Consider the following 12,741-nt stretch of genomic DNA (forward strand, 5'->3'; position numbering starts at 1 on the left):
AAAAGTGGTAATATTACACTGAGTAATGAACAGGAATTAAAAATTTTTAAACAACTGATTCATAATATTATGCAGTTCGAAATGTTAAAAGATAAATCTTCAATCATCAAAGTTATTGGTGTTGGAGGTGGTGGCGGAAACGCAGTGAACCATATGTACCTATCAGGTATCACTGGTGTGGATTTTATTATTTGTAATACCGATGCGCAGGCTTTAGAGTCTAGCCCTATCCCAAACAAGGTACAATTAGGTGCTAGTTTGACAGAAGGAATGGGTGCCGGTTCTATTCCTGAGGTAGGTAAAAACTCAGCGATAGAAAACATCGACGATATTAAAGCGATGTTGGGTAGCACAACCAAAATGTTGTTTATTACAGCTGGAATGGGAGGTGGTACAGGAACAGGTGCAAGTCCGATTATTGCAAAAGCTGCTAAAGAACTTGATATTTTAACCGTTGCTATTATTACCACACCTTTTTCTTTCGAAGGAAAGAGACGTCGCTTACAAGCGGAAGAAGGAATGGAAGAATTGAAAAAGTACGTCGATTCTTATCTGGTAATTTCAAACGATCGTTTGCGTGAGATTTTCGGAAACTTAACCTTAGGCTCCGCATTTGGCCAGGCAGATGATATTTTGACAACTGCCGCAAAGGGAATTGCAGAAATTATTACCGTTCCGGGATATATAAACGTCGATTTTAAAGATGTACGCACCGTAATGAAAGAGAGTGGTGTTGCCATTATGGGTAGCTACGCAGCCGAAGGCGAACAACGTGCACTTCAAGCTGTAGAAGGTGCCTTAGCTTCTCCATTATTAAAAGATAGCGAAATCGAAGGAGCGCGTTATATCCTGTTAAACATCAGTTCAGGAGTACGCGAAGTAACCATGGATGAGGTTTCGGTAATAACTGATTTTATCCAAGAAAAAGCAGGCTTATCTGCCGATTTAATTTGGGGTAACTGTTCGGATGAATCTTTAGGAGAAAAATTATCGGTGACGATTATCGCTACCGGTTTCCAAACGTCAGAAGAGCGCGTAAACGAAGAAAAGAATAAAAAGAAAATATCGCTGTTAACCCCAGAAGAGGCTCCGTTGGTACGTCCGGTTGAACCTGTAAATTCATTTATTCAACCCAAAGAACCTTCGTATGAGCCGGTTTTAAAAGTGAAAGAAGAAGCTTCGCAAGCAGATCTTTTTGGCGGAATGTTTAGTAAAGCCGAGCCAGTTGCTCCAACTCCAGCTCCAGCACCACGAATTCCTGAACCAGAAAATACTGTTGTACGTCATTCTTTAGTAGAAGAGGAACCTAAGATGGAAATTCCAAACGAACCAGCTTCCTTTGAATTTGAAGTTAAGTTGGCTGAAACGGAATTTGTTTTTGAAACACCAGTTGCTGAAATTCCAGCCATGCCAGAAGTTGAGCCAGAAGCTGAACTGCCTAGCGGATTAGACGACGACAAAAACGACGAATCAATGGAAGAGCAATTGAGAAAATCGAAAGAACGTATTTTACGTTTGAAAGATTTAAGCATGAAATTGCGTACTACCAATGGTTTACAAGAATTAGAAAGTGAGCCAGCCTATAAACGCAAGCAAATGCAATTGCAACAAGTTCAGCATTCATCAGAATCACAAGTAAGTCGCTTTACATTAAGCAACGATGAAGAGGGTTCTACAGAAATTAGACCGAATAATTCTTTTCTACATGACAATGTAGATTAAGTAAAATACAATAAAACCATAAGCCCGGATGTATTCATGTCCGGGCTTTGTATTTTGTTTACTAGCTGTAAAATATTCCCCTTGAATAACCGTTTTAATGGAGAATTTTCGATTAGCACATACGCTTAGTTGATTTTAAGGGTAATAAATAGTAGATTCGCAAAATTTAAAGTACAAATAATAATATATAACACATTGGATATCTTTGATAAAATAGCAAAACACATGGGGCCTCTTGGTCAACATCAAAAATGGTCTCATGGATATTTCTCATTTCCAAAATTAGAGGGCGAAATTGCACCTCATATGAAATTTCAAGGAAAGGAGCACTTAGTATGGAGCTTAAATAACTATTTAGGCTTGGCAAATCACCCAGAAGTTAGAAAAGCTGACGAAGAAGCAGCAGCTAAATTTGGTATGGCGTATCCAATGGGTGCCCGTATGATGAGCGGTAACTCAAATTATCACGAGCAATTAGAGCAAGAATTAGCAGCATTTGTTGGTAAAGAAGACGCATTTTTATTAAACTACGGTTACCAAGGAATGGTCTCGATTATCGATACCTTGGTTGATAGAAATGATGTAATTGTATATGATGCAGAATCACATGCGTGTATTGTAGACGGTATGCGTTTACATTTGGGTAAACGTTTTGTTTATAAACACAATGATATCGAAAGTGCACGCAAACAATTAGAACGTGCTACTAAATTAGTTGGAGAAACAGGTGGTGGTATTCTTTTAATTACCGAGGGTGTGTTTGGAATGAGCGGTGCGCAAGGTAAGCTTAAAGAATTAGTAAAACTAAAAAAGGAATTCAATTTCCGTATTTTAGTAGACGATGCACATGGTTTTGGTACGCTCGGTAAAACTGGTGCAGGTGCGCACGAAGCACAAGACTGTATCGATGGAATTGATGTGTACTTTGGAACCTTTGCAAAGTCGATGGCCGGCATTGGAGCTTTTGTGGCATCAACCGAGCAAATTACCAATTACTTACGCTATAACATGCGTTCACAAACCTTTGCAAAAGCATTGCCAATGCCAATGGTAATCGGTTTATTGAAACGTTTAGAACTGTTAAAAAGCAAGCCAGAATTGAGAGAAAAATTATGGCAAATTGCAACTGCATTACAAACAGGTTTAAGAGAGCGTGGTTTTGATTTAGGCGTAACAGATTCAGTAGTTACACCGGTTTTCTTAAAAGGCGAATTAAGTGATGCAACAGCTATTACATTCGATTTAAGACAAAATTACGGTATCTTCTGTTCAATTGTGGTGTATCCAGTAATCCCTAAAGGAATGCTAGAATTACGCTTAATTCCAACTGCTGCGCATAGTCTTGAAGATGTACAGCGTACATTAGATGCTTTTAGCGAAGTAGCAGAGAAATTGAAAAGCGGTTATTACCAAGAAAATAAATTTGCAATAAGCGAATAAAAAAAGCTTATAACTGAAAGTCCCTTTAAATTCGTTTAAAGGGACTTTTTTTTGTTCTTTATTTTGTAACTTACTGATTTATAGTTTATTGATTTTTTTTGATTGCATTTTAATGTTTATAATCCGTATAAATGTGGAAAAAAAAGCCAAAAAAGGCCTTTTTTTCTTTTGGAAAAAGTTTTTTTATACAGTTAAACGATTTAAATTAGATACTATAATCAAACCTAAACATTAAAAAAAATATAGGAGTCTAAAACAATGAAAAAATTTGAAGAAGTAAAAAACTTAGTAGCAGCTTTAGAAGCTGACGCAGACAAATTTTATAACAAAGGAAATAGTGCTGCAGGCACTCGAGTACGTAAAGGTATGCAGGACTTGAAGAACCTTGCGCAAGCCATTCGACTAGAAGTTCAGGAAACTAAAAATAAAGATTAATCGAACCAAAAATATTTAAATCCCGTTGAATAAAAATTCAACGGGATTTTTTTTTAAAAAATTATTTAATAGCAACAAATTTATAAAATCTACTTATTCCTGATTTTTGTTAGAATAAAAGGTTTTCTCTATCTAAATCAAACGTTTGTGCGAAGTTTATGACTTGAAAAAGAGGGCTTGAAAGGTCTCTTTCGTTATATTTAGAAAAAAAAACAAAAATGCTAATGAGAAAATACCTTAAGATTAATCGACTTTTTACACTTATTTTAGTCTTTTCGTCCATTTGTTCTTTTGCTCAAAAATCGGAAATACCACCTTACGCAGAGGACTATTCAATAATTACTAAAGACGGAGCTTGGTGTTGGTTTTCGGATCCCCGAGCTATTTATATAAATCAAGTTATTTTTGGAGGGTATGTAGATAAGGAAGGAAGTATATTCGCTTTTTCATACGATCCAAAAACACAAAAACGAAATGATCACAAATTGTTTGATAAACTTAATGTTGATGATCATGCAAATCCATCGTTCATGAAATTGCCCGATAATCGTTTGGTAATTTTCTTTTCTGGACATGGCGGATCAACCAATACACCAATTTATTATGCTGTAACAAAAAGGCCTGCCGATATTTCTGAATGGGATAAGCTTCAAAGTGTTTCGCCAAAAATAGAAGGTCCTATGGGGTATTGTTACACCAACCCGGTAATGCTTTCATCTGAAAAAAATAAAATATTTTTATTTTTTAGGGGCTCTAATTTTAAGCCTAATTTTATTACAACTACAGATCTAAAATCGTGGGAAGAGCCAAAAACTTTTGTCAAAGATGATACTACTCAAGGATTTGTTAGACCATACATGAAAGTGGCAAGCAATGGAAAAGATAAAATATTTTTTGCTTTTACAGATGATCATCCAAGAAATAGAGCCACAAATTCTATTTATTTTATGACCTACAAGGGTGGTAAATTTTTAAGTGCCGATGGTAAAGAAATAAAAGACGCAAAAAGTGGTGCAGTGGCTCCAAGAAATGCAGATATTGTGTACGACGCAACCAAAACTTTTGAAAAAGCCTGGATTTGGGATGTTGCTTACGATAAAAATGAGAATCCTGTAATTGTATATGCAAGGTTTAGTAGTATAGCGGGTGAACACTCTTATTGGTATGCAAAATGGGATGGACAGAAGTGGACAAATAAATTAATCACCAAAGCTGGAACATGGTTTCAACGGAATAATTACACTAAATCTAAATTAGAATATGAGGTAAATTATTCAGGAGGTGTTTATTTGGATCATGAAAATACAGATATTGTGTATACATCACGCCCGATTGATGATGTTTTTGAGATTGAACAATGGACACTGGATAATAATGGAAAAAAATGGAGTACAAAAGCAATTACACAGCATTCAGAAAAAGATAATGTTCGTCCATTTGTTGTAAGAGGGCATCAAGGCGAGGAGGCCAGTGTTTTGTGGATGTACAACTACGATTATCCTAATTTTAGAAACTACCGGTCAGCAATTAGAATTAATCAGAAAGCCGGAGGTATGTCTGCCAGATTTAATAAAGAAGACGTATTGGCGGTAGCAAAAAAAGTGGCCGATTGGCAAATGAATTCTTTTCCTAAAAACCAGGTTTCAGATCACCGAGGTTGGGTTGCCGGAACTTTTTATAATGGCTTAATGGATATGGCTGAAATGAGTCAAGATGAGATATATTATAAATGGCTTAAGGATGTGTTTAGTAAACAAAGTTGGCAGGTAGGGAATCGAATGTACCACGCAGATGATATTTGTGTGGCACAAAGCTACTTAGATATGTATGCTAAGTTTAAAGAGCCAATAATGTTGCAAGGAACTAAAGCAAGAGTTGATTGGGTAATGGCTAATCCTTCAGAATCGGGAATGGAACTTAATGGAAGTAAACCCATAAGTAGTCAAAGATGGTCTTGGTGCGACGCCTTATTTATGGCTCCTTCGGTATATACCAGAATGTACAGTTTAACTGGAAATAAAGCGTACGCCGAATTTGCAGATAAAGAGTTCAAGGCAACCTATAATTTATTGTACGATAAAGGGGAACACCTCTTTTTTAGAGATAAGCGCTATTTAGATAAGAAGGAAGCCAACGGTAAAAAGGTTTTTTGGGGTAGAGGTAATGGTTGGGTAATGGGAGGCATGGTTGAAATGCTAAAAACTCTTCCATCAGGTGATAAGCAATATAAACCTTACTATGAAAACTTGTTTAAAGAAATGAGCGCTAAAATTGTAACACTTCAAGGACATGACGGTTTTTGGCGTGCAAGTTTACTTGATCCAGATAGCTATCCTTCACCAGAAACAAGCTCAACAGGTTTCTTTGTGTATGCATTGGCATATGGTGTTAATAATGGCTACTTGTCTAAAGATCAATATTTGCCGATAATTAAAAAAGGCTGGCAAGCACTGGTTTCGTCTGTTAATACTGAAGGTAAATTAGGCTGGGTACAACCCATAGGTGAAGACCCAAGAAATGTAACTAAAAATATGACTACATTATACGGGCCTGGAGCTTTTCTTATGGCTGCTTCTGAGATTTATAAATTATCAAAATAAATGTTCAATCAATCTGTTACAGATTCAAACTCTAACCTAAAATAAGTAGGTTGCTAAAAGAGTATAAGGAGTATCTAACATCTTTTAACAATAAATGCCACAAAAACATGTGGCATTTATTGTTAGTATAAAAGAAATATTTTTTTATTAAGCAACTACTTGACCTAATTTCTGAATCTCTTTGCTAATAGCCTCTTCTAAACCTTTAGACGCTTTTACCAATGGTAAACGAACCGTATCTCCACAAACACTTAATTGTTTTAAAGCAGCTTTAATGCCTGCAGGGTTGCCTTCAGCAAAAGCTAAGCGCGTAAATTCAATTAAACTCAAATGTGCCGGTAAAGCACCATTAAAATCGCCTTTTAAACAGTTGTTTACCATGTCTGAAAATTGCTTTGGTAGTGCATTGCCAATTACGGAAATAATACCAGCAGCGCCCAATGCAATCATTGGTAAGGTAATTGGATCATCGCCAGAAATTAAAAGAAAATCCGCCGGTTTATCACGCATTATTTGATTAAACTGGTCGAAGTTGCCACAAGCATCTTTAATTCCGATGATATTATCAAAATCATTGGCTAATCTACAAATCGTTTCGGGAGTCATGTTGCTTGAGGTACGCCCTGGAACATTGTATAAAATTAAATCCAAAGGTGAAATTTCAGCTAGATATTTGTAGTGCTGATAAATACCTTCTTGAGTTGGTTTATTATAATATGGACTAACCGATAAAATTGCACTATAGCCAGCTGTATCAAATGATTTAATATCTTCAGCTACTGCTAAAGTATCGTTTCCGCCAATACCTGCTACTAAAGGAACACGTTTATTTGTAATTTCAGCAGTAAAAGCCCACACCTTCTTCTTCTCGTCTTTAGTCATTGTGGCTGTTTCGCCAGTTGTGCCTAAAGAAACGAGGTAATTTACCCCGCCATCGATCACGTGATTTATCAAGTTTTCTAAACCTGTATAATCAACCGATCCATCTGCGTTAAAAGGAGTAACAAGAGCTACACCAGTACCCTGAAATTTGTTCATTATTTAATTTATTTTTATTTTTTGTTCAAACATGTAACGCCTAGCGTTTTTTGTTTGGGATGCAAAAATAGGCTAATCTCTTTACTTATTCAACTGTTAGCGAGTAAATATTCTGAAATTGATTCAATTAGTTTAAATTAAAGCTAGATGTTTATTGAAAAGCTATTTTCTAACCTAATTGATCATTTTTAATAGGGCTTCATCGTCAATTATGGGGATGGATAATTTATTGGCTTTTTCTAGCTTAGATGGGCCCATGTTATCTCCAGCAACCAAGTAATTTAATTTACCCGATATACCGCTTAAAATCTTTCCTCCGTTGGCTTCAATCAAATCTTTTAATTCCTCACGACCATATTTTTCAAAAACTCCTGAAATAACAAATGTGAGTCCGCTTAATTTGTCGCTGGCCAAGCTGATTACTTTTTCTTCAATTTCGAAAGCTAAACCTGCTGATTTGAGAAGATCTATTTGGTGTACATGCTCTTCCTTTTGGAAATATTCTACAATGCTCTCTGCAATACGCTGACCAATTTCATCAATGGCAATTAAATCTTCTAAACCTGCTTTCATCAATTGGTCGATGTTTTTAACACCTGCAGCGAGTTTTTTGGCAACGGTTTCGCCAACATAGCGAATCCCCAATCCAAAAAGTACTTTTTCAAAAGGCATTTCTTTCGATTTTTCTATGCCTGCAAGCATATTCTCGATTGATTTTTCTCCAAAACGGTCTAATTTTTTTAATTGGTCAGCTTTTTGATGAAGCGTGTATAAATCGCTAATGTGGTTGATTAAGTTATTCTTATAAAACGTTTCAATGGTTTCATCTCCAAGACCATCAATGTTCATCGCTTTGCGCGAAATAAAGTGTTGAATTTTACCGACAATTTGCGGTGGACAACCTTCATCGTTTGGACAATAATGAACGGCTTCGCCTTCTTTTCGAATCAGTTCGGTTCCACACTCAGGGCAATTGCTTAGATAGGAAATTTTTTCAGCTCCTACGATACGTTTATCGAGGTTTACCTGGATAATTTTGGGAATAATTTCCCCCCCTTTTTCTACAAAGACGGTATCACCCTCGTGTAGGTCTAAACGTTCTATCTCATTGGCATTGTGTAAGGTAGCACGTTTAACCGTTGTGCCTGCCAATAAAACGGGTTTTAAATTGGCGACAGGGGTAACTGCTCCGGTACGACCAACTTGGTAAGTCACTTTCTCCAGAATGGTTTCTACTTCAGCAGCCTTGTATTTGTACGAAATAGCCCAACGGGGCGATTTAGCTGTGAACCCTAATTCTTGCTGTTGGGCATAGCTGTTTACTTTGATTACAATTCCATCAATATCATACCCCAATTGATGGCGTGCTGTTTCCCACTGCTGAATAAAGGTCAATACCTCATCTATATTTTTAACCAATCGGTTGTGTTCACAAACATGAAATCCCCATTCTTTCACCGCATTCAGGCTATCCCAATGGTTTTTAAATTCATTTTTATCGGTGTAAAGAAAATAAATAAACCCATCTAAAGGACGTTTGGCCACTTCTTTGGAATCTTGCATTTTGATGGTTCCTGAAGCAAAATTGCGAGGATTAGCGTAAGGTACTTCACCCAATTCTTCACGTTGTGCATTTAGTTTTAAAAACGCAGCTTTGTGCATGAAAATTTCGCCTCGAATTTCAAAGTGTTCCGGTGCTTGCTTTGTTTTTAATTGATGCGGAATAGTGTGAATCGTTTTTATGTTATTGGTCACATCGTCGCCTTTGCTGCCATCTCCACGAGTTACTGCACGAACTAATTTTCCATTTTCATAGGTTAAACTGATGGATAGGCCGTCGAACTTGAGTTCGCAAACATATTCAAAATTATCGCCTATGGCTTTTCGGATGCGTTCATCAAAATCGCGTAAATCTTGTTCGTTGTAGGTGTTTCCCAACGAGAGCATCGGATATTTGTGTGGAACGGTAACGAAATTCTTGGTGATATCGCCACCTACCTTTTGGGTAGGAGAATTTGGATCGGCAAAAGCAGGATTTGATTTTTCCAATTCGGCCAAATGAGCCAATTTTTTGTCAAACTCATAATCACCTATGGTAGGCATTGCCAATACATAATAATTGTAATTGTGCTGATTTAATTCAGCAACCAAGGCATCCATTTCGTCTTTGATAGTAAATAGCGACATACAGCAAACTTAGAAAAAAAAGCAGTCAAATTTTTATGCAACCTATATTTTTTAACTTTTGGACGATTAGACAAACGTTTGCGTAGGTAAATCGTTTTTATATCTCTCTAAAGGTGTTTATATTTAGCTAAGAGAGGAGTAGAGGGCAATTGAACCAAGCCACATCATCATGGTATTTGCGTAAATAATGCTCCTTTCAACTAACAACATCCTAAAACCAAAATCAATCCTTATGAAATGGAAAATCCTATTTTTCTGTCTACTTTTTAGTAGCGTTTGTGCCCTATCGCAGGCTCAAACAATTAGTGGCAAAGTTCTCGATGAATCTGGTAATTTGCCGGTACCTGGCGTGAGCGTTAAGGTAAAAAACACAAGTCTGACTGCATTGACCGATAACAACGGCGTTTTCAGTATTAAGGCTACAAAAGGTCAAGTTTTGGTATTTAGTTTTATTGGCTACCAAAGCACCGAACAAATAATCGCTGAGGCAACAAATTACACCATTAGGTTAAAAAGTAGCGCTACACAATTAGATAATGTTGTTGTAGTAGGTTATGGTACGCAAGCCAAGAAAGATTTAACTGGTTCTGTATCCGTGGTAACGTCTAAAGATATTGGCCAACAACCTGTAACAAATGTGGCCAATGCGCTTTCGGGGCGTGTTACCGGGGTTCAGATTGTTCAAGGCTCGTCGCAGCCTGGTTCTGATGCACCAGTCATTCAAATCCGTGGTGTAGGTACCATTCGTTCCTCTATCGGCGATCAGAACAATGATTCGGGTCCATTGGTATTGGTAGATGGAGTTCAATCGACGATGAATGATGTTAACCCGAATGATGTGGAGAGTTTCTCGGTTTTAAAGGATGCTGCATCAGCCTCAATTTATGGCGCCAGAGCTGCTAATGGGGTTATTCTAATTACCACGAAGCGAGGGAAATCGGGTAAACCAACCATTAATTTAAACATGTATCAAGCATTTCAGAGCGCAACGTACACGCCAGAGATGTTAGGTATTTATGATTTTGCGGTTTTAAAAAATGAAGCACAGCGAAATTCGGGTTTGGCTCCACTTTATTCTGATGCTTTATTAGAAACCTTTAAAAATAGTAGCGACCCGCGATTTCCTGCACGCGACTATTCTTTTTTTGATGACGGATACAGAAAAGGGGCGCCCTTAACCAATCTTTACTTGTCGGTAAATGGGGGTTCTGAGAATATTAAATATTTATTTTCAACCGGTTATCAAGACCAAGAAGGTATCGTTATTTTAACCGGAAGTCAACGTTTAAATTTTCGTTCGAACATTGATGCAACTATTTCTAAACATGTACGCGCCGGTTTAAATGTGGCGGGTAGTTATATGAGCAGTTATGAGCCATATTATCAGAATTTGGGTGTAACACAGTTTATTCGCGACATGATTAGACAAGTACCCTTCACCAACGAAATTTCTGCTGATGGATATCCATCGGCCGGAAATGCGGCTTTAACTGCAGCACAAGGACGTAGTTCTACGAATCCCTTATCGGTTGCGCGTTATGGTGGTGTAAACACGACCAAAATCTACCGTGCTACACCAAATGTATATTTAGAAGTTGAACCCATTAAAGATTTAATTTTTAAAGGAAATGCATCCGCTTATTTTGAAAATCAAAAGGAAGATCGCTTTACCAATAAGTATACTGTTTCGGATGGGGTAACACCTACGAGTCCTGGTTTGGGATCTTTATCGAATCAAGACATTACACGGATAACCAAGCAAATTGAGTTTACAGGAAATTATAAGAAACAGATAGGGCGTTCATTTTTCTCAGGATTGATTGGTTTCACGAACCAAAGTTTTAGAAGCGATAGTTTTTCAGCATCAAATCAAGGATATAACAGTCCTGCGCTCACAGAACTTGATGCCGGTACGCTTACACCATCTGTTGGTGGAACAGCTGCTGAATGGGCTTTATCGTCTGTTTTTGGTCGGATTAACTACAGTTTCGATGATAAATACTTAGTAGAATTTAACCTGCGTTACGATGGTTCATCACGCTTCGGAGAAAACAATCGTTTTGGTACATTTCCATCGATAAGTGTGGGTTGGAACATTGCAAAAGAAAACTTCTTGAAAGAAAGTAAATCCATCAATGAGTTGAAATTACGTGTAAGTTATGGGCAATTAGGAAATCAAAATATCGGTAATTACTCAAGTATTTCAACTTATTCATTGGCACGTCCGTATGTATTTGGCAATGCTTTGGTACAAGGAGCGGCGGCAGCACAATTAGGAAATCCGGATGTTAAATGGGAAACATCAACCACGAAAGACATTGGTATTGATGCAACTTTCTTTCAGCGTTTAACGGTTACGGCTGATTACTATTCAAGAGTTTCAACTGATTTATTGGTAAATCCTCCAATATCGGCAACCTTAGGAAATCTTACTGCTCCGGTTCAAAATGTAGGTTCGGTACGAAACCAAGGGTATGAACTATTGGTGGCTTACAATGGTAAAATAGGAAGCGATTTAAATTTCAATGTAAGCGCAAATTGGTCGCATAACGATAATAAAGTATTAAAACTAAACAGCCAGTTTATTTCAGCGAATAAAGTTATCACCGCAGAGGGCTTGCCAATTAGTTCATTTTACGGAAATAGAATCATTGGCATTTTCCAAACCGATGCGCAAGCGCAAGATAGGGCTACGTATGGTCTACAACCCGGAGGCATATCAACCCGCGCTGGAGATTACATTTACGAAGATACCAACAAGGATGGAGTGGTGAACTCGAGTGATGCTGTAGTTATTGGAAATCCAAATATTCGTAACAACTATGGTTTTTCGTTCGGCTTAAGCTACAAAGGATTTGATTTTAAAACCTTGTTTCAGGGAGTACTGGGAAGAGAGGTTGAAAATGGCGTATACGGAACAGATGGTTTAAGAGCGGTAAACAATGCATTTAAAAGTTATTTAGGACGATGGACGCCAGATAACCCTACTGCAACCCTTCCTCGTGTAGCCACCGGATACAATTACAATACATCGTTATTTGTTGGACCCATTATTAGCTCGGCAGTTTTAGATGGTTCTTATTTAAGAATGCGGAGCATTGAAATCGGGTATTCGCTTCCAAACGATTTACTTAGCAAGTTAAAAATATCGCGAGCAAGATTTTATGTAGCAGGTGAAAATTTATTAACCTTTACCAATTTTGTTGATGGATTTGATCCTGAAGATGCGGTATCGTTTAACAATACAAACGATAGCTATCCCCAAGCTAAAACATTCAGTTTTGGTTTAAATGTTTCTTTTTAACAGATTTAATTTAGC

At 37.3% G+C, this 12,741-nt stretch carries 7 protein-coding genes; 5 read left to right on the forward strand and 2 right to left on the reverse strand.

Features of this window, described 5'->3' with window-relative positions; translation table 11 throughout:
- The first annotated feature begins 69 nt into the window (after nt 1-69).
- The 4 genes from ftsZ (at nt 70) to ACJVDK_RS18570 (ending at nt 6,197) form a co-directional block, all read left to right on the forward strand.
- Entirely contained in the window at nt 70-1,722 is a 1,653-nt protein-coding gene (ftsZ, locus tag ACJVDK_RS18555; protein ID WP_443940071.1) for a cell division protein FtsZ, read from the forward strand.
- Nucleotides 1,723-1,917: 195 nt separating this feature from the next.
- Nucleotides 1,918-3,162 (forward strand): aminotransferase class I/II-fold pyridoxal phosphate-dependent enzyme, encoded by a 1,245-nt coding sequence (locus ACJVDK_RS18560; protein ID WP_443938157.1) that lies wholly within the window; start codon nt 1,918-1,920, stop codon nt 3,160-3,162.
- Between the two features lie 258 nt (nt 3,163-3,420).
- Complete coding sequence (locus ACJVDK_RS18565) at nt 3,421-3,597, forward strand: histone H1 (RefSeq protein WP_443938158.1); 177 nt, start codon at nt 3,421-3,423, stop codon at nt 3,595-3,597.
- Between the two features lie 224 nt (nt 3,598-3,821).
- Complete coding sequence (locus ACJVDK_RS18570) at nt 3,822-6,197, forward strand: glycoside hydrolase family 88 protein (protein WP_443938159.1); 2,376 nt, start codon at nt 3,822-3,824, stop codon at nt 6,195-6,197.
- Nucleotides 6,198-6,344: 147 nt separating this feature from the next.
- On the opposite strand, the gene dapA is transcribed toward ACJVDK_RS18570, so the two are convergent.
- Both dapA and ligA read right to left on the reverse strand, forming a co-directional pair.
- Entirely contained in the window at nt 6,345-7,235 is an 891-nt protein-coding gene (dapA, locus tag ACJVDK_RS18575) for a 4-hydroxy-tetrahydrodipicolinate synthase (RefSeq protein WP_443938160.1), read from the reverse strand.
- Nucleotides 7,236-7,409: 174 nt separating this feature from the next.
- Complete coding sequence (ligA, locus tag ACJVDK_RS18580) at nt 7,410-9,422, reverse strand: NAD-dependent DNA ligase LigA (RefSeq protein ID WP_443938161.1); 2,013 nt, start codon at nt 9,420-9,422, stop codon at nt 7,410-7,412.
- A 232-nt stretch (nt 9,423-9,654) separates the two neighbouring features.
- Between ligA and ACJVDK_RS18585 the strand changes: the two genes are divergently transcribed.
- Complete coding sequence (locus ACJVDK_RS18585) at nt 9,655-12,726, forward strand: SusC/RagA family TonB-linked outer membrane protein (RefSeq protein WP_443938162.1); 3,072 nt, start codon at nt 9,655-9,657, stop codon at nt 12,724-12,726.
- The last annotated feature ends 15 nt before the right edge of the window (nt 12,727-12,741 follow it).

The organism is Pedobacter paludisoli (genome assembly GCF_052344095.1).
GTDB lineage: Bacteria > Bacteroidota > Bacteroidia > Sphingobacteriales > Sphingobacteriaceae > Pedobacter.

What these genes read in the sequence shown, in the direction of transcription:
- ligA (WP_443938161.1), bottom strand. Translation starts at nt 9,422, where the DNA reads ATGTCGCTATTTACTATCAAAGACGAAATGGATGCCTTGGTTGCTGAA.
- ACJVDK_RS18585 (WP_443938162.1), top strand. Translation starts at nt 9,655, where the DNA reads ATGAAATGGAAAATCCTATTTTTCTGTCTACTTTTTAGTAGCGTTTGT.
- ACJVDK_RS18565 (WP_443938158.1), top strand. Translation starts at nt 3,421, where the DNA reads ATGAAAAAATTTGAAGAAGTAAAAAACTTAGTAGCAGCTTTAGAAGCT.
- ACJVDK_RS18570 (WP_443938159.1), top strand. Translation starts at nt 3,822, where the DNA reads ATGAGAAAATACCTTAAGATTAATCGACTTTTTACACTTATTTTAGTC.
- ftsZ (WP_443940071.1), top strand. Translation starts at nt 70, where the DNA reads ATGCAGTTCGAAATGTTAAAAGATAAATCTTCAATCATCAAAGTTATT.
- dapA (WP_443938160.1), bottom strand. Translation starts at nt 7,235, where the DNA reads ATGAACAAATTTCAGGGTACTGGTGTAGCTCTTGTTACTCCTTTTAAC.